The sequence below is a fragment of the Mesorhizobium sp. M1217 genome, assembly GCF_040318275.1.
Taxonomy (GTDB): Bacteria; Pseudomonadota; Alphaproteobacteria; order Rhizobiales; family Rhizobiaceae; genus Mesorhizobium.
Map to the genome: position 1 here is coordinate 19,552 of NZ_JAMYMA010000028.1, position 25,790 is coordinate 45,341.

Here is a 25,790-nt window from a genome sequence, read left to right on the forward strand (position 1 = left end):
TATAGGATGATAATCCTAGGTGGGGCGATTCCTCAACGGAGATCGCAATGGCTAGGACCAAACTTTCCAGGCAGCTTTCACAGGCTGAAATCGAGCGCTTTCTGGCGGACGCGGAACGGCTGCACAAGAGCATCGTCCAGCCGCTTCTATCACCTAGCAGCGACCATTACCGGGCTCTCCAACACACCCATGAAGCGCTGTTGAAGACGGTGAAGGATATCACGGGTAAGGATGCGCCGTTCATTCAATGGTTCGGAACAGGACCGCTGAATTAGACCCGACTTGTAGACCCCATGCTGCAAACGTCGCATTCTCTCTTCGGGGAGAAGGGGCGTGGGCAACCATCGCTATCAGGACAACTCCTGGCTGGCATTCTTGCCTTCGAATCGACCCTGCCGCTGTCGGCTGCATCATCAAAGCCAATATAAGCCACAAACGGGCGAGCGCGTCTATCATGATCCCGGTCAGGAATATTACTGGGACACGCGCCTCAACCTGTTGAAAGGCGAGCGCTGGCTTTGTTCGGAGGAAGCCGCGCGCACGGCGGCGATGTCGTCGAGTTTCTCGACGTAACTGCGGCGCTTGACGATGATCCGTGCGAAAAATCTGTCCTGGCGGGCGCCCGCGCGCCTGACGACGCGCACCAGGTGCTCGTGAACCGAGCCCGCTTTTCTTCGGCAAGCTCAGGCGGTCTCGGCCATTCGGCTTCGCCCCTTGGCGTGGGCAGCCCTTCGGGCTGAGACGGCCGCCGCCCTTGCGGGCGGCGCGGTTTGTCTGTTGGCCTTTCCCGGTGGCGCGGGGTGGGCGGCACTCCCTTCTAGGCCCGCCGCGGCAGCCCGCAACCCTTCGCGTGCCGCTCAGGGTCCTCCTCTTCGTTCCGGTCCTTCGGATGCGGTCCGCCTACCACGGCGGGCCTTTCCGGTCGCGACTCGCCGCCCACCCCGCTTCCGGGGAAAGGCGCGGCGATTGGCGAGCGGAGGATGAGACGATGCATGCAAACAGCAAGCGTTGTGCCAGCACAGAGGCTGGCGCAGGCAAGGGCGGGCGCCCGGGCGCCAGCCTTTATCAGGAGATCACCGACCGCATCATTGCCGAACTGGAGCGCGGCACCGTGCCATGGGTCAAGCCATGGGGCAGCGCAAAGGCAGGCCTTGGCCTGCCGAGAAATGCATCCTCTGGGCGCATCTATTCCGGCATCAATATTCCTCATCCTGTGGGGCGCGGTCATCGAGCGCAGCTATCCCAGCCAGAACTGGCTCACCTTCCGGCAGGCGCTCGTCCTTGGCGGCAATGTCAGGAAGGGCGAGCGCGGCACGACCATCGTGCATGCCGACCGCTTTGTCCCCAAGGACGAGAAGGAGCGCGCACGCCACGAGGGCGATGAACCACAGGCCGTGCCTTTTTTGAAGCGCTTCACCGTCTTCAATGTCGCGCAGTGCGATAATCTTCCGGAAGACCTCTATGCGGCCGCCGAGCCGCTGCCTCAGTGCGAGATCGTGCCGCAGGCCGAGACGCTCATTCGCGCCAGCGGTGCGGATTTCAGGGTCGGCGGCGATCGCGCTTTCTACATGCCGGGCAGCGACCACATTCAGGTGCCGCCGCAGCCGGCGTTCCATCACCAGATCGACTATTACCGGACCTGCTTTCACGAGCTTGGCCACTGGACCGGCCACCCGACGCGGCTTGCTCGCGACCTCTCCGGCTCGTTCGGCTCCAAGGCTTACGCGCGTGAAGAATTGGTCGCCGAAATCACTGCCGCCTTCGTCTGCAGCAATCTCGGTATCGAGCCGACCGTGCGTCATGCCGATTACATCGGCTCATGGCTGAAGGTGCTGCGCGAGGACAATCGCGCCATCTTCCGTGCCGCCAGTCTTGCTTCCAAGGCCGCCGATTTCCTGTTTGGCCTTCAGGCCGATGCCGAAAGCGAGGCGCAGGAAGGGATTGCGGCATGACGATGCGCGATCCTCAACTGACCGCGAGCGAGCCGACGCCGCAAGGCGAGCAGATGCTCATTCCCGGTGTCCGGCCGATCACCACGCGCGATCGGCTCACCCTCCTGATGGACGCGCCGATGTGTCCGCGCGCGGCGCAAAAGCCGCTCGATATCGGCCTCTTCGATGAAGCCAGCAGAAATCAACTCGACCTGTTCTGACAAGGAGTCTTTCCATGATCCTGATCACCGATCCACTGCGCGCACGACTGCTCGCCAATGGCGCCGCCGAGGCCGACATCGACCATTTTCCCGTTGTGAAACTGTTTAATCCCTCAGGTGCCGCCACGTGGCTTTTGACCGAACTCGACGCCGATGGCGACACGCTGTTCGGCCTTTGCGATCTCGGCTTCGGCTTCCCCGAACTCGGCAGCGTCAGTCTGGCCGAGCTTGCATCCGTAAAAGGTCCGCTTGGCCTCGGCATAGAGCGCGACCTGCATTTCCAGGCGCGCTTTCCGCTCTCCGTCTATGCCGAAGCCGCCCGCATTTGCCGCCACATCACCGAGACCGAGCGACTTCTGCGGCAGGCAGCAGACGCCCTTTCAAAGCCCCATTCCGAGCTTCCGCCCGACACGGCGGAACAGCAGCGCCTATAGACGCAAAAACCGTCCCGCCGCGCCGGCCGTCGGCCTCTGCGGCGGGGACAACCTCAACCAAAGCGAAAGGAGAGTAACCATGCAGCTTGCCCACATTCCCTTGGATCAGCTCAACATTTGCGCGCTCAACATGCGCCATGGAAAACGCGCGCCCGACATATCCGACATCCTGCCGTCAGTGCGTGCGCGCGGCGTGCTGGTGCCTCTCCTTGTGCGGCCCAACGGCCAACCGGAAACCTTCGAGATCGTTGCCGGCAGGCGGCGCTATTTCGCCGCGAAATCGCTTGCCGACGAGCGCGGCGAAGGCGATCCCTTGCCCTGCGCCATCATGGAGGATGGCGACGACGCCGATGCGCTGGAAGCCTCGCTGATCGAAAACCTTGCCCGCCTCGATCCTGACGAAGTATCGCAATGGGAGACGTTTTCGCGGCTCGTCAGGCAAGGCCGCACCGTTCCAGACATCGCTGCGACCTTCGGCATCACTGACCTGAAGGTCAAACGCATTCTGGCGCTTGGCGACCTCTTGCCCAAAATCCGCGAAGCCTATCGCCGCGAGGAGATCGACGCCGAGACGGTGCGCCATCTCACCATGGCGTCCAAGGCGCAGCAGAAGGACTGGCTGGCACTCCGTGCCGATCCCGATCAACACGCGCCGCGTGGCTTTCAATTGAAGCAATGGCTGTTCGGCGGCCAGTCGATTTCCACCAAGGTGGCGCTGTTTGCCATCGACGAATATCCCGGCCTGATCACCTCGGACCTGTTCGGCGAGGACAGCTATTTCGCCGATGCCGACCTGTTCTGGCAAAAGCAGAACGAAGCGATTGCCGCCAGACGCGACACCTATCTCAACGACGGCTGGAGCGAGGTGGTGCTGCTGGAGCCGGGCCAGTATTTCCACCCATGGGACCACGAGAAGACCCCGAAGAAGAAGGGCGGCAAGGTCGTCATCACTGTCTCGCATCGCGGCGAGGTCGAGTGTCACGAGGGCTGGCTGTCACGCAAGGAAGCCCGCCGCGCCCGCGAGGGCGGTGAGCAAGAAGAAACAGCCGCCAAGCCGCCGCGCCCCGAACTCACCGGCCCGATGCAGAACTATGTCGATCTGCATCGCCATGCGGCGTGCGCGCGGCCATGCTCGACCATCCCGCCGTGGCGCTGCGACTCGTGGTGGCGCACGCCATCACCGGTTCCGGCTTGTGGCTGGTGCGCCGTGAGCCACAGCGCGCGGCCAACGAGACGGTGACTGCCAGCCTTGCCGGCTGCAAGGCTGAAGCTGCATTCGGCAAAAAACGGCGCGAAATGTTGGCCCTGCTCGGATCACCGGATGAGGATGGCGTGGTCGCCGGCGGCGATGGCGACGCCTTTGCTATCGCCGGCGTGTTCGCGCGCCTCTTGGCGCTCTGCGACGACGATGTCATGCGCGTTCTCACCCTTGTCATGGCCGAGACGCTTGCAGGCGTAGCGCCGTCATCGAGGCGCTCGGCAACCATCTGAACGTCGATATGGGCACATGGTGGCAACCGGACGATGCCTTCTTCGACCTCTTGCGCGATAAGGAAATCGCCAATTCGATGCTGGCCGAGGTCGGCGGCAAGCTGGTCGCGGATGGCAATGTCGCCGAGAAGGTCAAGACGCAAAAGAAGATCATCCGCGACTTCCTGGCGGGCGAGAATGGCCGCCAGAAGGTCGAGACCTGGCTGCCGCGCTGGATGGAATTCCCGGCCGAAAGCTACACCAGCCGCGGCGGCTTCCGCACCGCCGATCAGTGGGCACAAATGCAGCCGCTGTTCGTGCGCGAATGAACCCATCAGCCTCAAGCGGCGGTTCTCTCGAGTGCCGCCGCTCAGGGCGCGCGCGCCGCTCCGGGCCGCGCCGGCTGCCGATTGGTCGTCTTGTCGAGCCAGTGCCTTGCGCGAGAAATCCCGACGCCAACTCGCCCCCATTTCGGCAGCCCTGCACCGCGCCGGGTTGCTTGCCGAGGCGCTCCGCGCATGGGCCAATTGTCCGATCCGGTTGGCGACAGAGCCCCCGCAGCCAGCGCCCTGTAATGCCGCCTGCTCGTTTGTGTCACCGGATCGCGCCACCTGTCTCCATGCGTCTCAGGGACCATTCCCCTGCGGCTGGCTTGACGACCTATGGGCGGATCCGGCCCGCCCGAAACCCTCGCCAGCAGCTTTTTTCCCCGCCGCCTGCGGCGGCTTCCTCGCGCCGCTTCACTTCAAAAAAGCTGCCCGCTCGGGTCCTCCGCTATCGCTGCGGCCGTCCCGGTTCCGGCGGTCCGGACGCGCCCATCACGGTCCGCCATCGCAGGGGAATGGTCCCCGGCGAGCACCACAAGGAGACTAAAAATGACCGCGATCGGATACGTCACCAAACAGGAAAACGGCGGCTACAAGGGCCAGCTCAAGACGCTCAGCGTCCGCGCCGACATCGACATCGTGCCCAATCAGGCAAAGAGCGCCGACACCCATCCCGACTTCCGGGTGCTGACGCAAGGGGTCGAAGTAGGGGCCGGCTGGATCCGCACCGGCGAGACCTCCGGCAAGGACTATGTGAGCCTGTCGATTGCCGCCCCGGAGTTCGGCCCGCGCAAGCTCTACGCCAATCTCGGCCGCGCCGCCGGCCAGGATGACGACGACACATACGCCATCATCTGGAACCCGGTCGACTGAACCGCCAGCCCCGAGCCCCGCCCCGCAACGGGCGCGGGGCTCTTCTCAAGAAGGGGCGGCGAAAACTCGCCCCCCACTCTTCGCCCGTCCCCAAAATGATCTCGCTCGCCGATCCTCGCCTTCGCTTGTCCGTAGCGAAACGAGGACCATCATGGACGACGAAAACGAACGCGCGGCCCGCGCGAAGAAGGGCAGTCCGTTTCTCAACACCGCGCAGGCCGCCTTCTATATCGGGCTATCCCAGCGCACGCTGGAGAAGATGCGGCTCAAGGGCGGTGGCCCGCAATTTCGCAAGCACGGCCGCTATGTCCGCTATCACATCGACGAGCTCGACGACTGGTCGAAGGGACGCGCGCAGGAGACCAGGCCCGAGGATGGCGGGCACAATTCCGGCTCGGCCGGTGAGGGAGGCCGCTCATGAGCCGGCGTCCCACTATCCGTCTGATCGGCAGCCATCTGCGGCGAATTCGGGCGCGCAAGACGATCGCCGTGGCCACAATAGGCCTCGGCCTGATCGGCTTCGCCGCTTTCGACAACCCATCGCCCTGGCTGGTCTGGAACGCCTCGGCGAGTGCGCCGGTCGGCCTCTATCGCGTCGCGTCCGGATCACCGGCTCGTGGCGATCTGGTGCTCGTCCGCCCGCCAAAACCGGTCGCCGATCTCGCCGCCGAACGCTTCTATCTGCCCAGCAATGTGCCGCTGGTCAAGCGCCTTGCCGCGCTGCCTGGCGAGCATGTCTGCGCCTTCGGCGACGCCATCATCATCGGCGGCGAGATCGTCGCGCGCCGGCTGGCAACCGACACGCAGCACCGTCCGCTGCCTTGGTGGAATGCCTGCCGCAAGCTCGCCGCCGACGAGTTTTTCCTGCTCGGCACCGATAGAAATCACTCCTTCGACAGCCGCTATTTCGGGCCGGTGCCGGCCGAAAATATTGTCGGGAGGCTGGTCCCGCTATGGACCGAGTAACCCTCCTGATGCTGGGCATGATCGCGATAGCGCCATGCGCCTGTTCCGCCGCGACCGACGCTCAGCCGGCCGCAATCTCCCCTGGTCCGCAGCTGGCAAGATGGCAGCCCTTGGTAGCCGAAGCAAGCCAGCGTTTCAGCATTCCACAGCCCTGGATTTATGCCGTCATGGATGCCGAAAGCCGGGGGCAGACAAGGCTGGACGGACGGCCGATCGCCTCACACGCCGGCGGCATTGGCCTCATGCAGGTGATGCCCGGCACCTACGAGGAGATGCGCGCAGAGCTTGGCCTGGGAGCCGATCCGCACGACCCTCGCGACAACATTCTGGCAGGCACTGCCTATCTGCGCGCCATGTATGACCGCTTCGGCTTTCCCGGCCTGTTTGCCGCGTATAACGCTGGGCCGGACCGCTACGAACAGCATTTGCAGCGTGGGCGACCGCTGCCCAGCGAGACGGTTTCGTATCTGGAAGAGCTCAAGGCGGCGGGGATCTCGGCCGCCGACATGGACGCGTTCACCGGCAAATCCCGTTCCGGAAAAGCGCCGGAAATCCCGTCCGGGCAGTCGCTGTTTTTCCTGCGAAACGGTGTTTCCGCGACCGATCCGAATGGCCAAATCGTGGTGCCGCTCGGATCGGAGCGAGCAAGGTCAGGCCGGCCGGATCGCAGGTGAGGGCAGGGTACCGTGGGTCGGGCGGGGCAGGGAGGCAGGTCCGCGGAAGGCAAGATAAAGGCATCGCCTCCTGGAGCCGGCGAAGTCTTTGTCTGCACATCCTTTTTCACGGAGGCTGCCTTCAGCGTCAGGAGAGCTGCTGCCGACAAACCTCTGATTTTGCTTAAGACTACTAGGAGGCTCAATGCAGGATGAAGAGTTCAAGCCGAGCCTGGGCAAAATCGGATCGCGCGGCTCGAAGGCAGGCAAGCGTTTCGCCGGCCAGATCCGCGCCGCGATCAACCGAGCCGGCGGCGGCAGCGGTCGCCGTGGCCGCTTCATCGGAAGCCGGGCGGGGCGCGGCGGGGCTGCTGCCGCCGTTCTCAGAGCGCGCGACCCCCACGCGGCGTTTCGGCAGCGGCGCACCGTCGTCAAGGCGCGTATCGTCAAGCTGGCCGGCAAGGGTGTTGACGGGGCACGTGCACACCTTCGCTACCTCCAGCGCGACGGCGTCACCCGCGAAGGCGAGCCTGGCGAGCTCTATAGCGCCGACAGCGACCGCGTTGATGGCAAGGCCTTCATCGATCGTGCCGATGGCGACCGGCATCAGTTCCGCTTCATCGTCGCACCTGAAGACGGCATCGAGTATGACGACGTCAAGCCGCTCACGCGGCGCCTCATGGCGCAGATGCAAGAAGACCTCGGCACAAAGCTCGACTGGGTCGCTGTCGATCATTTCAACACTGGTCATCCGCATACCCATATTATCGTCCGCGGCAAGGATGACCGCGGCGAAAATCTTGTCATCGCGCGAGACTACATCTCGTCTGGCATCCGTGAACGGGCGGCCGAGCTGGTCAGCCTCGACCTTGGCCCGAGAACGGACCGCGAGATCGAGCAACGCCTGCGCCAGGAAATGGAGCGGGAACGCTTCACCAGCATCGATCGGCAGCTGCTCCGCATGCGCGACCATGAGGGGCATGTCTCACCGGCCAGCCGAGACACGTTTCGCCAGACGCTGCACCAGGGCCGCCTGCGCAAGCTCGAGCGGATGGGTCTGGCTGAGGAAGTCGGCTCGGGCCGCTGGCGCCTTGATGGCGAGCTTGAAGCGACGCTGCGCCGCATCGGCGAGCGGGGCGACATCATCAAGACCATGCACCGCGAACTGACCGGCAAGGGGCTCGCCCGCAGTGCCGCCGACTATGTTATCCATGATCGATCTGCAGAGCAGATGCAGCCTGTCGTCGGCCGCATCGTTGCGCGCGGCCTGGCCGACGAAATCACTGACCGCCATTACCTCGTCGTCGACGGCGTGGACGGCAAAAGCCACTATGTTGATATCGGCAAAGGCGAGGCCACCCAACCGACGCCAGAGGGCTGCATAGTGCGGGTCACGCCGAGGGACACCGGGCCAAGGCAAGTCGACCGCACAATTGCCGAGATCGCCACGGCCCATGACGGGCGCTACAGCATCGATATCCATCTCAAGCATGACCCGTCGGCCACCGAACGCTTTGCCGAAACGCACGTGCGGCGACTGGAGGCGATCCGCCGGGCGACCGGTGGTGTCGAGCGCGAGCCGGACGGTACATGGATCGTCGCACCGGATCATCTCGACCGTGTGTCTGACTACGAGCGTCAGCGGGCCGGGGCCGAGCCTGTCACGGTTGACAAGCTCTCATCGACGCCGCTGGAACAACAAGTCAGCTTCGACGGCGCCACCTGGATCGACCAGGAGCTCGTATCAGCTCATCCTGAGCCCTTGCGCGACTCTGGCTTCGGTCGCGAAGTACGTCAGGTCCAGGCCCGTCGACAGCAGTGGCTGATCGCGCAAGGTCTCGCGCATGAAGCGCAGGATCGGGTCATCTATCGCGCGAACATGCTTTCGATGCTGCGCCAACGCGAGTTGAACCGCGTGGCCGGCCAGTTGTCGAACGAACTCGGACTCTCGTATTCCGAAGCGCAGCCTGGTGATCGAATAGAGGGTCGATTGCGCCGCTCGATCGACCTTGCCAGCGGCAAATACCTCATAGTCGAGAAGGCGCGCGAGTTCACGCTGGTACCATGGAGGCCAGTGCTTGATCGGCATATTGGCAAGGAGGTGTCTGGTGTCATGGGTGGGGAGGGGATTTCATGGACCATCGGCCGGCAGAGAAGCGGACCAAGCATTTCGTGACATGGCTACACAACTTCTTTTGCCCGCGTTGAAACGGGTACTCAGTCCGGACGGAGTTCGCCTGCTGGTTGCCCGCGGCATCGAATTGGCGAGGGATAAATGGCTGGTCGTGCAAGATTTATCGTTCGCTCTACAAAAGCGCCGCGATCATCCATCGTGTTCCATGGTTCTGAGCCAAAACCCTCGTGCGCCACCACGGCACTCTTCCAGGTGCCACGGAAGCCGCGCCGACGACGGCGGTGCCGGCCTGGTTGCGCAGGGTTGCCCCCGACCCAAACAGTTGCGGCGCATTGAGGACATTGCAATCACTGCCGGTCCGGCCATCGGCGCGCTCAATGCGATGGTCCGCCAGCTAGAGAGGTGGGCTGGCGCCTGGTGACAGCGCCTAGGGGCTTTCGGCGGCCGCGGTACGGCGAAGCAGGCTCGCGGCGTCGAGGATGAAGCCGCACTTCGCGATGTTCTTCTGGTCACACGACCGTGAGACGAGGTCGGCGCCGCGGGCCGGATGCTATTGGCCGGGCGTGAACTGGCAGCCCATCCCGCTGAGCCCGTGACGACGAGGCGGTCAGCGACCTGGCCGGACGAGCTTCGGCAGCTTTCCGCTGCGGCATGATGACCGGCGCGATCATGACCGCCGAGCGACATCGCTTCGGCCGCACCTTCAGATGCTGGCTCGCCGACGCGGGCCCGACGGTCATTGCGGCATCTGGAGTCGAGGCCGGGTCAGACCGGGCGAAAAATCTGCTCGTCGCGCAGGAGCCCGCGTTGCGCCGTCGATCTTTCCGCCCAACTCAGCGCCGCGCCGACCAGGGCTTGCCATTCCCCCGAAACTGAGGGTTACTTTCTATGGCTGCGTTCATGTGCTTTCTTGTTTGGGGAAAGAAGGGTACGTCTACAACAATCTCGGTTTGATCTACGATGCACAGTCGGCCAAACAAGTGTTGCTGATGTTCGCTGGCTCGGTAGCAACTTCTGCAGTGGCGATGCAGCTTATATTCCTATGCTGGAGAGTTGGCTATTCAACTCGCGTAGCTCGCTTTGTCGCGGTGGAGCTTGGTCAGAGCACACTGCTGCTTTACCTGCTTCAGGGTGCCGTGTTTCGCTTCATGGATCTAATACCGTTCGGAGAGCTTTGGGATCTCACGAGCAGAATCGAGTTCGCCACTTTGCTTGGTGCGGCGATTGTTGTTACAGCGATGAGAATTCGCAGGATTGTGCGCCACCTTGGATATGTGTCGCGGAGCTATGCATAACTGATGATGTGACTGCCGACAGTTGGCATTGAAGTCATTGGCGAGCCACGCCGGCGTGGCATTCCCCTCACGGATCACTTGATCCGCCGCCCGAAGTAAGGCGTGCCTGTAGGCCGGGATCGGTCCCGAATGCTCGTAGGACGGCAATTCGCTCGGGAGCCCGATCAGATTTGAAGCTCCGCGACCGTCTGGCGCCGACCGCAGCCAATCAAAGGGCGTCTGACCGATCGTCGCGTCCATCTCCAGAAGCCCGCCTAGCAGGTTGTGGCCATTGCTGTGGCAATGCAGCAGTCCTGGATGGCTGCATCAAATAAATCCAAGATGCCCCGGGTTCGCTTCCACCGCACCACCGGGACCTTCGCTGCAGGCTAAATGCAGAAAATCCAGGCGCGCGCTGAAGCATCGTGAGAAATTCATGGATTATGTCAGCTGGTAAAATGACCCGATCCAATTTTAGTCGATCAATCAGCGCCCTTCGTCGGGGCTGTCGGTCCGCATCGCGCCTGACGGCGGCGCTATGCTGGTGCTCCTACGGCCGCCCTGTTGAACCGCTTTCTCCAGCACCGAACTGAATTGGTCCCGCTGGCGGACATTTCGATGCTTCCGCCTTGTAGGGCTTCTTTGTTGCGGCCGCCTCTGCGGCACGGCTGCGCCGACGTGACGTGCTTGGCGGCACGTTTTGTCAGGGAGGGGAAAGAGGCGCGCGGCCCTCTCCCTGCAAGCCGCCGCTGGCGGATTCCTCCGTCTGCCCGCTTCGCTCCGTGCAGACCGGGGAGACCCATAAGCGCTAACTTAGGGGTAGACTGGTCGAATCGAGATGTGATTCCTCGGCCAGATGCGAACGAATGATTCCATCGAAGCAGACTGGCAGGCACTGATATCGGGGCTGTCGCAATCCATTGATCTTGACGCGACGGCGCGGGCGACAGGAGCGCTCGTGCGTCGTCGCAATGTTGCGGACGCGGCAACATTGCTGCGCCTGGCATTAGCTTATGGCCCCGGCGGGATGAGCCTGCGCTCGGCTGCCGCCTGGGCCGGGGTGAACGATGTTGCAAGCCTTTCGGATGTTGCTCTTTTGAAGCGCTTGCGCGGAGCCGCCGATTGGCTCGGCTGCATCGCAGGCGCCTTGCTCGAAAACGCTTGTGCCAAAAGCACCGTGCCGAAGGGGCGTCGGCTGCGCATTGCCGACGGCAGTTCGATCTCGCGTCCCGGCAGTGCTGGCACGGACTGGCGGCTGCATGCCACCTACGAACCTGCGCTTGCGCGCTTCACGCATCTGGAGATCAGCGACGTCCACGGTGGTGAGAGCTTCTCTCGTGTTCCGCTTCGCCAAGGCGACATCGTTGTTGGCGACCGCGCCTACGCCCGTGCCCCATCTCTTGAAAAGGTGGCGTTGGCGGGCGCCGACTTCATCGTGCGCACGGGCTGGACCAGTGTTCGGCTGACCACGCTCGACGGCCAACTGGTGGACTGGAACGCCATCTACGCGCCCATGCAGCCCGGCGAGATTTGCGAGATGGACGTGCTCGTGGAGCATTCGGGCCCCAAAGGCAAGGGCCGAGGCAAGCCGCTCTTGCGGGCAAGGCTCATCGTCAGGCGCAAGAATGCGAAGGCCACCGAAAAGTCAGAGAAAGCGGCAAGGCGGGGTCATCAGCGACGCCGCAACACCAGACACTGCAGTTGATGACCGTCACTGCGGCAGGCTTCGTCATGCTGCTGACATCGATCCCGGCCGACGCGATGACGGCCGAGGAGGTTCTGCAAACCTATCGCCTGCGCTGGCAGGTCGAACTCGCCTTCAAGCGGCTCAAGAGCGGAATGGGCATCCATAAGCTTCCCGCACGCGATGAGCGGCTCGCCCGAAGCTGGCTCATGGCCCATCTGATCCTGGCGCTGATTATCGACGAGGCCGTCAACGACGTTCTCGACTCTCCCCCCTGTGAAGACGAAACCACGCATGGCGCAATCGCTGTCCCTTTGGAGGCTGCATAACCTTCTGCGTACTGCGATCCTCAACGCCATACTGAGCGTGCTGCGACCGGGAAAAATCGCCGCACGCTTCGCCGAAATCATTCGCCATGTCTGCGATCCGCCAAGACGGCGCAAAAACCAATCCGCCGCAGCAAGGATAGCTGCCGTGCCCTAAGTTAGCGCCTATGCCGGGGAGACCCCTCCGCCCCCCTTGCTCCCCGCTGCTCGCCGCGATGCAGGGGGACAGGCGACCTGAACCCGTGCCCAAGCCGATCTGATGGCAGAGGCGGTGGGGCTGGACATGGGCCCGTGGTGGACATACGTGCCACACAAATCCTCATGCTCGCCTAACCGGCCGCAACGTATGGCAATCCGGGCTGACCCGACGAAAGAAGGAGTAGGTCTCGGCCATTCCCGTGTCCGAGCCCAGAAAAGTTACTGGTTTCCTTACGGGCGCGATACAAAGGGCACAGGCTGGACTTGGCTGGCGGGGGCGAGGCTTGTCGACCGCTCGATCGAAAGTGAGAGACGAGGAGGAGAATCACCGACCTGCAGAGCGGCAAGGCGCTCGCCTACCTCCCTGTCAGTCACCGTTAGCCGATGGTTTAGACGAAGATAGTCCGTCCATGTCGGCGTGCGGAATGTCTCGGTCCAAAGAGTCGAGTTCTGAAGATCGCGCTGGAGGGTCCAGTCCCGCGCACCGGCACGGCTCTGAACGCGCCGCCTTTCGCGCATGCAGCTCAGAAATTCCTCGATATTCTCCTCGGGTATCGAGTACTCCACCTTGATCACGATCGGGCCGCTCCTGGGCTTCAAATCGAGGGCCAGTTCTGGTGGCCTGAAGTCGAAGGCCCCTTGATCCGATTCCTCCCATAGCCGTACCGGCAATAGCTTTCCCACAGCTGCAACCAGCAACAGCGCCGCTGCAGCACCTTCCAAAGCCCACGTCAGGGAATAGTACTGCGCGACAGCACCCCAGATCCAGCTGCCCGCTGCCATGCCGCCGTAGGTCAGGGCGTAATAGATCGACAGGGTGCGACCAACGACCCACCTTGGGCTTGCCAACTGCACACACACGTCGGTTCCGGTCCAGGTGACAACCCAGCCTGCGCCAGCGATTGCAAGCGCGATCGCTGCTACGGCCACCGATGATGTGAGAGCCAGTAAAAGGCAACACGTTGCGCAAGCAACGGACGCGAGCGTGATCAATCGATTTTGGGACGTGATGCGTCGCAAGTAGCTATTGCCAATGCCCGCGATGAAGGCGCCTGTGCCGAAGCCGGCTAACAGGACGCCGTAAACAATTGGCCCGCCCGCCAGTTGGTCGCGAACCACGAGGGGGAGCAGAGCAAGGATCGAGATGCTTGACAGCCCGAACAGGGTTGCGCGCACGATCGCCACTCTGATCTCAGAGGAGATTGCCGTGAAGCGCATGCCATCATGAATGGCCGTCGTCATCCGCTCGCGCGGAAGAGGCGAAGAGCGAACTTGCCACTTGGAGCGCAGCACAGCGCTCAACGGGACCAGGTCGGTCAGCGCAGCGAAGGCGAAAGCCGTAAGGGGGCCCAGCAAAGCCAAAATTACACCGCCCAGCGCCGGTCCTATGCTCCGAACCACGTTGTACCCCACCGACATCAGCGTCACTGCAGCGGGTATGTCGCGCTTTTCCAGGATGTCGCCGACCGAGGCGTGCCAGGCTGGATCATTCAAGGCAAAGCCGCATCCCGCCAAGAAACACAGTCCCAAGATCAGCCATGGACTGACAAAGCCCAGTCCAACAGAGAGAGCCAGCGCCGTGGATGCCAGTGCGATCAGGCAATGTCCGGCAAGCATCACGCCGCGGCGGCTGAAGCTGTCTGCAATCGCTCCAGCAAGGATCGACAAGAAGAAGGCGGGCAGTGTCGATGCAGCCTGCACGAGCGCAACCATCAGATCGGAGGCTGAAATCGTTGCCATAAGCCAGCTTATAGCCACGCTCTGCACCAGCCAGCCAAGGCTGGATATCTGCGTGGCTGTCCAGATCGAACGAAAGACCGGATTCTGAAGAGGGATCAGTGTGTTTGCCGCAAAGGGCGGGGAATCTTGACGCCGCATGACTTCTCACCTCCACCACGGAGTTCTTTCACTCACTCACTTGCTGACAGCGGTGCGCTTACGCACAGCTGCGTCACAACCAAGTTCCGATATCGCGCTCGCAACAAAGTAGATGTCGCATCCACGGTGCTGATGCGCGATGAGTGTGCCAGTTGGGCGTCAGCTGGTCTGGGTCGCGCAGCCCGATGGGGTGCGGTCTGCCCTGCGACTCTTGGCCTTGGACGGTGCTACCGCCCCGATGGCCGGGTTGTCAAACTGCCACTGTGCTAGCAGCGCCCATCCCATCCTGACAGGCATGAGCATACGACGCAGTGCATCGCTGGTATCGGAGGCGGGTGCAAGATCAAGGGTGGCATCGTCTTGACAAGTACGAGCTGGTGGGCGCCTTTGCCCGACCTACACATCGGCGATTCATGGGGCCGCCGTTCAACTCGTTGGTCTATGCGCAAAAAAACATAATACGCTTGTAAAAGACGTTTCGTGCCGGCGCAGGCGCCGAGGAGGGCGCGGAAGCCTTCACCATCGTCATCCCGCCACCGAACGTCACCGGCTCGCTGCATATGGGTCATGCGCTCAACAACACGCTGCAGGACATTCTGGTGCGCTTCGAGCGCATGCGCGGCAAGAATGTCCTTTGGCAGCCGGGCATGGATCATGCCGGGATCGCCACACAGATGGTGGTCGAGCGCCAGCTGATGGAGAAGCAGATCCACCGCCGCAACCTGACGCGCGATGAGCTCATCGAGACCGGCGGCGCGATCCTCATCAGTTGAAGCGGCTGGGCGCCTCGGCCGACTGGAGCCGGGAGCGTTTCACCATGGACGAGGGCCTGTCCAGGGCGGTGCTCGAAGTGTTCGTGACGCTCTACAAGGAAGGGCTGATCTACAAGGACTGGGACCCGAAGCTGTTGACCGCCATCTCGGATCTCGAGGTCGAGCAGCAGGAAGTCAACGGCAACCTCTGGCACTTCCGCTATCCGGTCGAAGGCAAGACGTTCGATCCGGAAAATCCGAAAACCTTCATCACCGTTGCGACGACCCGCCCCGAGACGATGCTGGGCGATACGGCTGTCGCAGTCCACCCCGACGACGAGCGTTTCCTGCATCTCGTCGGCAAGAACCTCATCCTGCCGATCGTCGGCCGCAAGATCCCGGTGGTGGCGGACGAGTATTCCGATCCCGAAAAAAGCAGCGGTGCGGTCAAGATCACGCCGGCGCATGACTTCAACGAATTTGAGGTCGGCAGGCGCCATAAGTTGCCGGCGATCAATATTCTCACCGTAGAGGCGGCGGTCACCCTCACGGACAATGACGACTTTCTCGCCGGGCTGGAGGTGACGCCGGAGCGCCAGGCGGTCTGGGACGACCTCGACGGTCTCGACCGTTTAGTCGCGCACAAGAAGATCGCCGAGCTGATACCGGCGGTTTCCTCGAAAAGGTCGAGCCGCATCGCCAGGCCTGAAGCGGCGGTTGCGGCGATCCTGAACAAGGTGCGGTCTCTCCGCGCCAACGCATCCGACACCGAGATTTTCGATCGAAATCTAAGCATCGTCGAAGATGCTTTGCCTGATCTAGGCGCCCAACCGTAGCAGGCCGCATTGCTGCGCCAGCCGCCACGTAAAGCGCTGCCAGAGTTCTTGCACCCGCGTCATTCGGCTGCCGCTTTGAAGGTTCCGCCTAGGGCCTGCATCAGATCATCGATAATGTCCTGAGGATGCTCAAGTCCCACTGACATTCGCAGTAATCCGCCTGGCGCCTTGGACTTGGCACCCTCGACGGATGCGCGATGCTCAATCAGAGAGTGGGTCCCGCCAAGGCTTGTCGCCCGGGCAACAACCTCGAGGCGGCCGGCCACGGCCATCGCAGCATCGGCTCCGCCTTTGACGATAAAGGATAGCATCGCTCCGTAATGGCTCATTTGCCGCTTAGCGAGATCGTGTCCCGGATCAGTTTGCAGGCCAGGAAAAAGTACTTTTTCGACACGCGGATGAGACGCCAAAGCCTCAGCAACCTTCTGGGCGCCTTCGCAATGCGCGCGCATGCGTACCGACAATGTCTGCAGGCCCCGCAATGCCAGCCAACAGTCGAATGGCGCTGCGACGCTGCCCTTGTGTTTCTGGACCATCCGCAGTGGGCGACCGAAGGGTGACGAGTGCGGGACAATGACGACGCCCGCCATCAAGTCCGAGTGGCCGCCGATGTACTTTGTCGCCGAGTGCATAACCGCGTCCGCCCCAACTTCGAGGGGCCGTTGAAGCACTGGAGTTGCCCACGTGTTGTCCACTACGGCCAAGGCGCCAGCCTCGTGCGCGATTTTGCAGATGGCCGAAATGTCGACAACCCGGATCATCGGGTTTGACGGCGTCTCGACCCAGACGAGGCCAGTCCGCTTCGACGTGACCGCGGCGCGCACGGCATCCAGATCGCGCATGTCGACGGCCGCAAAGTCGAAGCGAGACCCAATGTCGGTCTCGTCAATCAGCGAACGAATGCCGAAATACATGTCATCCGGCAGAACGATCCGACCCGTCGACGGATGGCTCTCAAAAACTGCAGCGATTGCAGCCATGCCCGACGCGAAGGCAATGCCATCTTCTCCGCCCTCGAGCGCGGCCATGGCCATTTCGAACGCGTTGCGTGTCGGATTTCCATCCCGGGTGTATTCGAATCCGGAAGGAAACGAGCCGTCGACGCTACGTTGGAATGTCGTGCTGGTGTTCAGCGGCAGGGACACCGCCCCCGTGGAAGCGTCGACAGCTCGGCCGCAATGGATCGCCTTTGTTTCAAAACGCATCGGTCATTTCCTCGCTAACGGGGCAGTTGCACAATTTCAGGCCGGTCATTATATTGACCGTAATAAGTGAGCCGAGGCACTAAGTCAATATAATGACCGATGTTACGACAGCGTTGGACCCCGAGCGGGTGCTTGGCCAAGCGATAGCGGTTCGGATCCGACAATTGAGGCGCGACCAAAACCTGACCCTGGATCGACTGGCAAAACTGAGCGGCTTATCCAAGGGAACCGTCGTCACGCTGGAGCAAGGCAAGGCGAACCCCAGCATCGGCATACTTTGCCGACTGGCGGCGGCGTTTTCGCTTTCGGTGGCCGATTTGTTGAATGACCATCCTTCCACAGTTCGCCTTCCTATTGAGCGGACAGAGGCGAGGACGCTTTGGACAAGCGCTAAAGGAAGCTTTGCACAACTTCATTCATCGATCTCGGGACGAACGATGTTCGAACTGTGGAGCTGGGCCATCATGCCGGGCGACGTGTTTTCCGCAGATGCTCATAGTCCGAATACGCGCGAGTTGATCTCGGTGACTCAGGGGTCCCTAAGTGTAGTGGTGGGTACCCACGCAGTAATTTTGAGCCAAGGCGAGAGTGTGCGGCTTGTCACTGACCAACCGCACTCATACGCGGCGGCATCTGATCTGCCTGCCCACTTCTCGATGGCAGTTCTTGAGCGTGGTGGACAGCGAGATCCGGGGCCCTCTTCGCCGGCATCGAAGATGCCCGGGCTCGTTCCGCAAGACACCGCCGCTCGCTAACGACCGCCCATTCGCGACAGGAGATCCACCGTTGTACGCTCCGCCCCATTTTGCCGTCCCGATCACAACACCCTGCTGACCTAATCGAGAGACATCCGCTCGGTATCCTGGTCACCCACAGCAAAGGCACACTCGACGCGAACCACATTCCCTTCGAGCTTGACGGCTCGAAGGGAGACAAAGGCGTCCTCAATTGCCATGTTGCACGCAAAAAATCGAGTCTGGGAGGAAGTTGCCAATGGCGATGAAGTCCTCGTTATCTTCCCTGCGGCCGACGCTTACATCTCGCCGAACTGGTATCCAAGCAAGCATGAATTCCATAAGCAGGTGCCGACGTGGAACTGTCTCGTCGTCCACGCCCCACGGACGCATCACTGTCCGGGATGATGAGCGCTATGTGCGCCGTAACGTGGCGAAGCTCACTCAGATGCATGAAGCCTCGCAGCCTGCCCCGTGGAAGATGGGCGACGCGCCGAAGGACTTCATTGACACGATGGTTAAAGGCGATCGCCGCCCTGGAAATCGAGATCACCGGCCTGGTTGGTAAATCAAAACTCAGCCAGAACAAAGAGGTGCGCGACATTCAGAACGCTGGTGAAATGCTGAATGCCCGAGGCGTCAATGGGATGGGAGAAGCGATGCTCGCGGCTGCGGCGGCCAAATCCCAATAGCATCTATCTTGTCCCGACAAGCCGCTGGTGCTGGATTTCCAAGGGGTGAACCTTGAGAGACAAATGCTTCGGCTCGCCGGAAACGCGACCAGCACCTGACCACCCGCTATGCGGCAGATGGACAAGAACTCAGGCCGCCATCGCCAGCCAGATCCGCAATGCCGCCGGATCGATGGAAGCTGCTTACCCCGCGAGCCTTTCCGGTCACGTCGCCTGCTTCGTCAATACCTCGAACAGCAGCCTGGCGCTTAAACCGAGTTGCGTGTTCGGTATGGCGGCATAGCGGTTTCGAGATCGGAGCCGACTGGCAGCGAACGCCACGCCCCACGGTGGCGATGCCTCGCAGCCAGGTTGGATGACCAAGCAGCTGGGATGTTCGGCAGGCTTGCACCCGCTTCAGATGCGAGACGGGTCAAGACGATCATCCTGCACAACGTCACGCGGCGGTGGGCCGGTTCCGAAAAGGGCCGGCCCCGGCCATTCATACAAGTGGAGTTGGGGGCGCGGGGCCGGGTCAAGCCTATCGGGTCGGACCCGCCGGGACAGCGCGTACATCATCCTGGCAACGCCAGGCGCTCGTCCGGCGTCATGCGGGCTTCGGCTTGGCGCGCCGAATGTCTGGACCGGCATCGCGGAGCATGGCGCACCCCATGCTGCCCCTGGCCAGATCGCAAATGACGCACGGCTTGTTCGTAACCGTTCGGCCAAGGTCGGCCAAGGCCGCGGTGGCTATGATTTCGGGCGATGGTTTCTGCGGTAGGTTTGGGCGGTGCGTGGCCCGCAGCCCTGCGCGCGTCGACGATATGCCGAAGGTTGTTGATGCCGTCTTCGGTGAAGACGACGGTAGGTTCGCTTAATTCGGATGCGGGATAGTCGTCATAGCGGCCTGGTGACGTCTCGTGGACGGATGGCCTCAGGACTTCTCGCGCATCGGTTCTTCTCGGCTTCTCGCCCGCAATCGCCATTGCCGCAATCCAGAGCAAGGTGGCTTTGGTCAGCTCCGGCGGATCAATACGGCTTAGGACGCGCATGTGTTTTTAGCGGCCGGATGAGCGGCTCCAGAAGCGAAGTCGCTGCCATGACTGTCGCCGGAAGCCCCGGCTATGCCGAACCCTGATGAACATCTGACGCGATGGCGACTTTCGAGCCGTCCACGCCACAAAGGAGGAACGGCTATGAAGGCTGGGCGGCGGCACTTTCATTCTCAGGCGCCGCTCTATGCCACCTTCCGGCCAAGCGCAGTTGGCACAAATCTTGAACCTCTCTTTGCGCGGCGGCAGGAGCTGCAATCGCACGTTCGGCCTCACGCAATGAAAGACCGGTCACGATTGCCATGATGCACAGGCTTGCCATGCGCTTCCGCTGCATTTTGCGGGGCCGTGAATTGGACAAGCTCGACCACCTGGATCGACGATGCCGTCAACGCCGGGCTCGTCGCCATCACGCGTTTCGCTCGGGTCCTACGCCGTGACATTGACGCCGTTCGCAATGCCATTGAATTTCCGTGGAGCAACGGCCAGGCGGAAAGGCAGATCAACCGCCTGAAGACGATCAACGATCACCACACAAAGTGAGGAAGAACCTCGTTAAGTGCAAAGCGACATTGCCTCGACAGCGGGTCCCGGAAGGTTTATGCTGCCCAGTGTTACCGCAATCCGGAATGGCGATGAGTACCTTCACGAGTGAAGGGATTCCCGCGGTCTTAGAGATGAGTTGTCGAATGGCGCGAAGTCGCACAGAATCGTGTGTTTGATATCGATCAGGATCGCGAGCTATTTCAGGCGCAGAGAGGTCTTGCGCCCGATGCACAAGTTGCTCCCGGTCCAACGGAAGTGAATGGGGTGAAACTGCTTTGTCGGCCAAATTGTTGACGGAACGTCCGGCGCCCATTGTTGCTACATGTCTGGATTCTTGGGGCAATTTGGATGATGCAATCCACCATCTCACTCCAAAGGGGAGTGGAATCTGGAACAATGTCGCTTTTGTACGCACGACATCCTTCGCGCCCGATTGGCATATTGTCTTTAACTCTGCTTCTCTTTTTGGGCTCCCTGTTGATATCGAGGCGAGCCCAAACAGGATAATTTTTGCAATCGGCGAACCGCCGACGAAAGCTCATCGCGCATTTCATGAAGGGCAGGGGAAAAATACTATCATCCTGACGTCTGACGCAGAGCTGGCTGCTCGGCAGAATGCAGGGCGCCGATTCGTATTGTCTCCACCTATCACTCGGTCTTGGTCTGTAAACAAGACATATGACCAACTTCTGGTCAGCGAAGTCGTGGACAAGCCGCTTCGGCTCTCATGGATTACCAGTAACATCGCCCTGCTTAAAGGGCATCGATATCGGCTGGCGTTTCTGGAACGGCTGAGAGAGGAGCTCGATTTTGACCTGTTCGGCCGAGGTTTTCGGCTGATTGGAGATAAATGGAACGCACTCGCACCTTACCGTTACAGTATAGCTTTCGAGAATACTCGTGCTGATTACTATTTTACAGAGAAGCTTATGGACTGCTTCGTTGCTGAAACAATGCCGATCTATTACGGCAGCCCGGCAATCACGAGGTTCTTCCCTTCGGACTCAATGGTTCTGATTGACCCAGAGGACAAGAACGTAATCCAAAAAATTCAAGGAATCATCAACTCGGACCTGTGGAAGGAGCGTCGCGGCGCAATACTAGAGGCGAAGCGGTTGGTTCTCGAGAAATACAATACGTTTGCTTATCTCGCGGGCTTCATCGAAAGCGTTCAGGATAAACCGTTACCGCCGGAAGTTATACACATCGGTTCGCCTGCGGTCGATTTTGGGAGAGACGCATGAAGTACTCCAACGCTCGCTTCGCGTGCCCGGCGGTTGGTGGTCTGGCGAGATCGGTACGGAACGCTCGGCGGAGAATGCCTACCTGCGCAGACGGGCCGGCAGGGCGCACGAGGTCATGCGCCCCCGGCCGCCGCTGATCAGACGAACTGGGGAAGGCCAGGAACGGAATTGAGGACCTCGTCCACGAGTTCGTCGCCGGCATGTTCCTTGGCGAAGGCGATCGTCTCGTTGGCGAGGGCGGCGATGTTTAGAATGCTGAGACCCTCACTCATCAATTGCTGGCCGAGCCCAATGAGGCCGCCTCCGTCGTCTGGGTCGTCGCCATGATACTTCGCCACTAATTCCGAAGCTCCGGGAATGGCCTCGATCATGCGCGCAACGGGACCGTCGGCCGCGTGGCGTTGCAGGAAACCCAGCATTAACCCAACGGCCTTCTCTGCGAGAGCCGGGCCGATGCCGGCACCAGTGGCGATGCGCGATAAGAATTCTTCCATGGCAGGGTTCCTCTCTCTTTAATGAGGTTTACACGGGGCCGGTCCGGCGCCCAAAGCGCCGAGCTTGGATAGCGGCATCGCTATCACGCTGAGAGCCCGTTATGCTGGTCCAGCGTTTGATCGCAGTCTTGATCCATGCGAGCAGCTTGTGAGGGATGCAACCGAACGAGGCGCTGCTCCCACAGTCGTCGCAGGCCCTCCATCAAAGCGTCACGCTTAGCCTGATCCGGCGCAATTGTATTGAGGAGATCTCCCAACATGGCTTCGCCCTCAATCCGCATCAGCAGATTAAACAAGTCGTGTGAAATTCGCACACTGTCACTGCTGAAGTGGGTCGTGCTGATCTCGCAGTGAGTCTCCCGACGATCTGGCGCTTTGTAAGCGCGGGTTTGATGGAGGGACACATAGGGCGGCAACGAAACCGCAAGCGCAGTCCAATCCTGCAGCGTTGCAGCCCGCTTTTTTACCAGGAAGGGCCCGACCACAAGTCCATCCAGCTCTGTCGTCAGAAAGGTGGCAATCGCGTCTGCAACCGAATCCACGATCGGTTCGGCATTGTTGTTAAAGGAGGTATTGAGCAGAATTGGAGTGCCTGTGCGCTTCTTGAACGCATTGATGACCTCCCAGTACGCGGGATTGGCGTTGCGCGATACTGTTTGCAGGCGAGCGGTACCGTCGACGTGCGTGATGGCACCGAGCAAGGCGCGCTTTGAGTCACGCACGCGAACGACGAAATTCATGAATGGAAATTCGTGCCTACCGTCCGGGAGGTCGAAAAATTCGCTCGCATCCTCCTCCAGCACAGATGGCGCGAAGGGCCGATAGCCTTCGCGCTTCTTGACCATCGCATTGATCCGGTCCTTGTTTGCGGCGGGCCGAGGGTCGGCAAGAATGCTGCGGTTGCCCAGCGCACGTGGCCCAAACTCCGAACGACCCTGCACCCAGCCGATCACGGCGCCGTTGGCGATCCAGTCGGCTGCACTGCTTGCCACGTCATCAGAGCGTTCAACCTCGAGATGTCCGGCCCATGCATTCAGTTCCTGTTGCACGGCGCGCTCGCTCCCGAGATCAGGACCCCAATAGACCTCCTGCAGTCGCTCACACGGCGCGGGGCGGCCCATCTCGTTAGAGACTATCAGCGCAGCTCCCAATGCGCAGCCAGCGTCGTGAGACGCGGGTTGCACGAAGATGTCTTCGAAAAGCCCTGAATACAGCAGCTTACCGTTCATCGTGCAGTTGTGGGCCACCCCCCCCGCCAGGCACAACCGCTTCATGCCGGTGGCCTCACGGTGATGCCGGAGAATGTGGAACACGATCCGCTCAAGCGCTTCCTGCAGTGACGCACTCACATCTCGATGCTGCTGGGTGAAGGGCATTCCCTTTCGCCTGACCTCGATATTGCGGAGCAACGCCGGACCGATGCGGTCGAGGTGAACACGGTAGCCACCGCCGTTGGCGGAGAGCTCGTAGAACTGCTCGAAGAGCTCGCGATAGGGAGCGGGGTCGCCGTAGGGCGCGAGTCCCATTACCTTATACTCGTCGAACAAGCCGTAGCCGAGATAGCGGATCGTCTCGAGATAAAACAGCCCAAGAGAATTGTTCTCGGGAAAAGCCTCGAGTTGCGTAATTTCTGTGCCAGACCCTACCGCCACGAGGCCCGATAGGAAATCACCAGAGCCATCAATCGCTAGAATGAGACTTTGTTCGAAGCCCGACATTGCAAAGGCGCTCACGGCGTGCGCCTGATGATGACTTACGAATGAAATACGCGAACTGTCCAACTTAGTGCCGAACTCACGCGTTAACAGATCCTGCACCAACGTTTTAGCACCCAACGGAATGGAGAGAATGTCCGGGTGGGATGCGGACATACCTTCAAGCATGGCGTTGGCATAGGGCTCGCTGGCGTAGAGCGCGACACGATCAATGTCGTTGAGCTGAACCCCCGCCGCTGACAGACAGTATTGAATCGAACGAATTGGGAGCTTGTTGGAGTGTTTCATCCGATTGAGGCGTTCCTCTTCGACGGCTGCTATCACCCGTCCGTCTCGGACGAGCACCGCGGCGCCATCGTGCATAAAGGCGTTCCGAAGCTCGAATCGGTTTTCATGGACTTGGTCAAGTCCGCCGCTAATTCCTAGACACAGCATTTCTTTCTCCACATAGTGACGGGCAAGCCAAATTGGCCTGCCTCCGTTTCCAACTAAATAGGCCGCATTGTCGCTTGCAGCTGCAACCGCCTGTCAGGCATCACCGGCATCAAAGAACGCCTCATAAGGGGTCCGCCTGAATCAACATGAGATGCTTCGATCGTGGCGCCTGCCGTTCCATGACGCCGAGAGTTTGGCTGGATCCGAATCTTGAGCGGCTGCTGACTTGCATGCCGGCGATGCCGTTTTCATCTGCAGCACGAACGTGTGACGCGGAGTGCCTGTATCCTGCGAAGGGGCGGCTGTTGACGAATAATACCGCGCCGTGAACTGGCCCGATTTCATTCCCCGAAAGACCGTCGCACAGGCGAGTGACACGTGCTGCACTGTCCGCCTGCTTCCCGGTCGCACATCCGATAACGCCTTCGCTTGTGCAGGAGGCCGCATCGCGTCATGCGTCGGCCAAACATGGCACCGACTGGAAGCACGGCAATACCGCGTAGATGTAAAGTGCGCTGATGTTGTATGGTAGCGCTGCCGGCCGGGTCTCCAATCCGCTGCCCAGACGAGCCGACCATCTGCCTGCGGCAATAAGCCTGTCACAAGCAGAAACGCGCTGGGCAGCTGGCTCCCTGCAAGACTTCGCAGCTCAGGAACATTGAGGGACGACTAGCGTCGAACCGCCGACATGGTCGGCCAGTTGCAACTCATTTCTCGGCACGACCTCCACTGCACGTCAGGGCGCATGGAATATTTTCTCCTTTGGATGGGTGATCGGTGCGGGATGTGCTTCTGTCCATGCAAGATTTCCGAAGAGTTATGAAATCGTTTGTTTCGATCAAAGTCATCCACGCTATGAATAGCTGCCGGACATGCGCTTCGAAGGGCTTCAGGCTTCCCGGATGGCTACTCCGATTTGAAGCGCGTGGCATTCCATGCGCTCTGTCACAACATTTTTCAGCAAAGGGTATGAGAGCAAACCCACACTTCTTGTTCGAAAGTCGCTTCGCGCATTCGGGATGTGGTGCTGGGCGATTCACGCATCCACGAATCGAAGAGCTCTATTCCGAAGCCTTCGAAATCCTTCGGATTACGCGTTACCAGAGTGAGCCCTGGGCAATGGCTGTGGCTGCGATCAATCCGTCCATTGACGTCAGCACGCGGCCGCGGCGCTTCGCAAGACCAATCAGATCGCGCAGGCCAGAGCAACCGGCTCGTCGACGGGGAGGACTCTCTGCTCTAAAACGCTAAGGCAGGTCTCGGGCAAGCCATTCGGCCAGCGCCTCACGCTTCCGACCCTCGCCCATGAGAGCAACGCCGCGCCGGATTTCGGCGATCGAGACCACGCTGATGAACGAGCGATCCTCGTCGAGCTTGTCCAGCCATTCCAGAACGCGTGCGTCCGGCGCCGGCCTTGTCACCTAGGACAGGATATTCGTGTCCAGCAGTAGCCTCACAGCGGCAGATCACGCGGTTCATCGCGTTGACGCTCAAGGTCGAGTTCCGCGCCGCGTAGCGGCGACTCCAGCAGAAACTCCTCAAGCGTACCCTTGCGCACCGTCTTGCGTTGCCATTCCTCGGCGGAGACGACAACGAGGCTTGGCCTACGGTTGCGCGTAATCGTTTGCGGCGCCGCCTGCGCACGCTCGATGACTTCCCACAGCCGCGCCTTGGCCCGAGCGACGGTCCAGTTGGCATCCTCTTTGGAGCAGACTGCATTCTGGCCTCCGTGACCATT

General features: G+C 61.1%; 24 protein-coding genes and 6 pseudogenes. 23 read left to right on the forward strand and 7 right to left on the reverse strand.

Translation table 11 applies throughout. The annotated features are described in order from the left end of the window. The first annotated feature begins 47 nt into the window (after positions 1-47). The 14 genes and pseudogenes from NKH37_RS31345 to NKH37_RS31410 all read left to right on the forward strand — a co-directional run. Positions 48-275: a hypothetical protein gene (locus tag NKH37_RS31345; RefSeq protein ID WP_353042237.1), complete on the forward strand. Its 228-nt coding sequence runs from the start codon at positions 48-50 to the stop codon at positions 273-275. 58 nt (positions 276-333) lie between these two features. Beyond that, complete coding sequence (locus tag NKH37_RS31350) at positions 334-573, forward strand: hypothetical protein (RefSeq protein ID WP_353042239.1); 240 nt, start codon at positions 334-336, stop codon at positions 571-573. A gap of 415 nt (positions 574-988) precedes the next feature. After that, positions 989-1,952: pseudogene (locus NKH37_RS31355) on the forward strand (ArdC family protein). Beyond that, complete coding sequence (locus NKH37_RS31360) at positions 1,949-2,152, forward strand: hypothetical protein (RefSeq protein ID WP_352549568.1); 204 nt, start codon at positions 1,949-1,951, stop codon at positions 2,150-2,152. Before NKH37_RS31355 ends, NKH37_RS31360 begins: the two are co-directional and overlap by 4 nt. 14 nt (positions 2,153-2,166) lie before the next feature. Further along, a complete protein-coding gene (locus NKH37_RS31365; RefSeq protein WP_352881689.1) occupies positions 2,167-2,586 on the forward strand; it encodes a DUF2958 domain-containing protein in 420 nt (139 codons plus the stop codon). A 79-nt stretch (positions 2,587-2,665) separates the two neighbouring features. Then, positions 2,666-3,826, forward strand: a complete 1,161-nt coding sequence (locus NKH37_RS31370; RefSeq protein WP_353042241.1) for a ParB/RepB/Spo0J family partition protein — start codon at positions 2,666-2,668, stop codon at positions 3,824-3,826. Next, a complete protein-coding gene (locus NKH37_RS31375; RefSeq protein ID WP_353042243.1) occupies positions 3,787-4,077 on the forward strand; it encodes a hypothetical protein in 291 nt (96 codons plus the stop codon). Before NKH37_RS31370 ends, NKH37_RS31375 begins: the two co-directional genes overlap by 40 nt. Before the next feature lie 8 nt (positions 4,078-4,085). After that, positions 4,086-4,385, forward strand: a complete 300-nt coding sequence (locus NKH37_RS31380; protein ID WP_353042245.1) for a hypothetical protein — start codon at positions 4,086-4,088, stop codon at positions 4,383-4,385. Between the two features lie 546 nt (positions 4,386-4,931). After that, a complete protein-coding gene (locus NKH37_RS31385) occupies positions 4,932-5,255 on the forward strand; it encodes a DUF736 domain-containing protein (RefSeq protein WP_023672372.1) in 324 nt (107 codons plus the stop codon). A 151-nt stretch (positions 5,256-5,406) separates the two neighbouring features. Then, positions 5,407-5,676: a helix-turn-helix transcriptional regulator gene (locus NKH37_RS31390; protein ID WP_352453595.1), complete on the forward strand. Its 270-nt coding sequence runs from the start codon at positions 5,407-5,409 to the stop codon at positions 5,674-5,676. Next, positions 5,673-6,221, forward strand: a complete 549-nt coding sequence (gene lepB / locus NKH37_RS31395) for a signal peptidase I (RefSeq protein ID WP_352484167.1) — start codon at positions 5,673-5,675, stop codon at positions 6,219-6,221. Before NKH37_RS31390 ends, lepB begins: the two co-directional genes overlap by 4 nt. Next, positions 6,209-6,895, forward strand: a complete 687-nt coding sequence (locus NKH37_RS31400; protein ID WP_353042247.1) for a lytic transglycosylase domain-containing protein — start codon at positions 6,209-6,211, stop codon at positions 6,893-6,895. Before lepB ends, NKH37_RS31400 begins: the two co-directional genes overlap by 13 nt. Positions 6,896-7,079: 184 nt before the next feature. After that, positions 7,080-9,050 carry a relaxase/mobilization nuclease RlxS gene (gene rlxS, locus NKH37_RS31405; RefSeq protein ID WP_353042248.1) on the forward strand — a complete coding sequence of 657 codons (1,971 nt, stop codon included), beginning with the start codon at positions 7,080-7,082 and terminating at the stop codon, positions 9,048-9,050. An 837-nt stretch (positions 9,051-9,887) separates the two neighbouring features. Beyond that, positions 9,888-10,303: pseudogene (locus NKH37_RS31410) on the forward strand (nodulation factor fucose acetyltransferase NolL); the annotation flags it as partial. Between the two features lie 9 nt (positions 10,304-10,312). Here the strand turns inward: NKH37_RS31410 and NKH37_RS31415 are convergent. After that, positions 10,313-10,561 (reverse strand): annotated as a pseudogene (locus NKH37_RS31415) (hypothetical protein); the annotation flags it as partial. A 1,251-nt stretch (positions 10,562-11,812) separates the two neighbouring features. Between NKH37_RS31415 and NKH37_RS31420 the strand changes: the two are divergent. Then, a complete protein-coding gene (locus NKH37_RS31420) occupies positions 11,813-12,295 on the forward strand; it encodes a transposase (protein WP_353042250.1) in 483 nt (160 codons plus the stop codon). 426 nt (positions 12,296-12,721) lie between these two features. On the opposite strand, the gene NKH37_RS31425 is transcribed toward NKH37_RS31420, so the two are convergent. Continuing rightward, the gene (locus tag NKH37_RS31425) at positions 12,722-14,368 is read right to left on the reverse strand and encodes an MFS transporter (protein WP_353042252.1); all 1,647 of its coding nucleotides are present in this window, start codon (positions 14,366-14,368) and stop codon (positions 12,722-12,724) included. 476 nt (positions 14,369-14,844) lie between these two features. Here NKH37_RS31425 and NKH37_RS31430 point away from each other — a divergent pair. Then, positions 14,845-15,826: pseudogene (locus NKH37_RS31430) on the forward strand (class I tRNA ligase family protein); the annotation flags it as partial. A gap of 189 nt (positions 15,827-16,015) precedes the next feature. On the opposite strand, the gene NKH37_RS31435 reads toward NKH37_RS31430, so the two are convergent. Then, complete coding sequence (locus NKH37_RS31435) at positions 16,016-17,161, reverse strand: trans-sulfuration enzyme family protein (RefSeq protein ID WP_352895740.1); 1,146 nt, start codon at positions 17,159-17,161, stop codon at positions 16,016-16,018. Positions 17,162-17,253: 92 nt separating this feature from the next. On the opposite strand from NKH37_RS31435, the gene NKH37_RS31440 reads away from it, so the two are divergent. From NKH37_RS31440 to NKH37_RS31470, 7 genes and pseudogenes are all read left to right on the forward strand, one after another. Then, positions 17,254-17,916 carry a helix-turn-helix domain-containing protein gene (locus NKH37_RS31440; RefSeq protein WP_353042254.1) on the forward strand — a complete coding sequence of 221 codons (663 nt, stop codon included), beginning with the start codon at positions 17,254-17,256 and terminating at the stop codon, positions 17,914-17,916. 50 nt (positions 17,917-17,966) lie between these two features. Further along, a complete protein-coding gene (locus NKH37_RS31445) occupies positions 17,967-18,164 on the forward strand; it encodes an FMN-binding negative transcriptional regulator (protein ID WP_353042256.1) in 198 nt (65 codons plus the stop codon). Further along, positions 18,115-18,303, forward strand: a complete 189-nt coding sequence (locus NKH37_RS31450) for an FMN-binding negative transcriptional regulator (RefSeq protein WP_352706952.1) — start codon at positions 18,115-18,117, stop codon at positions 18,301-18,303. The genes NKH37_RS31445 and NKH37_RS31450 overlap by 50 nt, the downstream gene beginning before the upstream one ends. Then, positions 18,227-18,463 carry an FMN-binding negative transcriptional regulator gene (locus tag NKH37_RS31455; RefSeq protein ID WP_352706955.1) on the forward strand — a complete coding sequence of 79 codons (237 nt, stop codon included), beginning with the start codon at positions 18,227-18,229 and terminating at the stop codon, positions 18,461-18,463. The genes NKH37_RS31450 and NKH37_RS31455 overlap by 77 nt, the downstream gene beginning before the upstream one ends. Further along, positions 18,402-18,587, forward strand: coding sequence for a hypothetical protein (locus NKH37_RS31460; RefSeq protein WP_352707076.1), 186 nt, complete (start codon positions 18,402-18,404; stop codon positions 18,585-18,587). The genes NKH37_RS31455 and NKH37_RS31460 overlap by 62 nt, the downstream gene beginning before the upstream one ends. Before the next feature lie 1,336 nt (positions 18,588-19,923). Continuing rightward, a pseudogene (locus NKH37_RS31465) lies at positions 19,924-20,140 on the forward strand (transposase); the annotation flags it as partial. Positions 20,141-20,439: 299 nt separating this feature from the next. Further along, the gene (locus NKH37_RS31470; RefSeq protein ID WP_198030557.1) at positions 20,440-21,408 is read left to right on the forward strand and encodes a glycosyltransferase family 10 domain-containing protein; all 969 of its coding nucleotides are present in this window, start codon (positions 20,440-20,442) and stop codon (positions 21,406-21,408) included. A gap of 137 nt (positions 21,409-21,545) precedes the next feature. Here the strand turns inward: NKH37_RS31470 and NKH37_RS31475 are convergent, their stop codons facing one another. From NKH37_RS31475 to NKH37_RS31490, 4 genes and pseudogenes are all read right to left on the reverse strand, one after another. Further along, complete coding sequence (locus tag NKH37_RS31475) at positions 21,546-21,902, reverse strand: hypothetical protein (RefSeq protein WP_023722001.1); 357 nt, start codon at positions 21,900-21,902, stop codon at positions 21,546-21,548. 83 nt (positions 21,903-21,985) lie between these two features. Then, a complete protein-coding gene (locus tag NKH37_RS31480; RefSeq protein WP_352680931.1) occupies positions 21,986-24,052 on the reverse strand; it encodes a carbamoyltransferase family protein in 2,067 nt (688 codons plus the stop codon). A gap of 1,044 nt (positions 24,053-25,096) precedes the next feature. Continuing rightward, a pseudogene (locus NKH37_RS31485) lies at positions 25,097-25,473 on the reverse strand (PIN domain-containing protein); the annotation flags it as partial. A 32-nt stretch (positions 25,474-25,505) separates the two neighbouring features. Further along, a complete protein-coding gene (locus NKH37_RS31490; RefSeq protein ID WP_352895752.1) occupies positions 25,506-25,715 on the reverse strand; it encodes a type II toxin-antitoxin system prevent-host-death family antitoxin in 210 nt (69 codons plus the stop codon). Between the last annotated feature and the right edge of the window lie 75 nt (positions 25,716-25,790).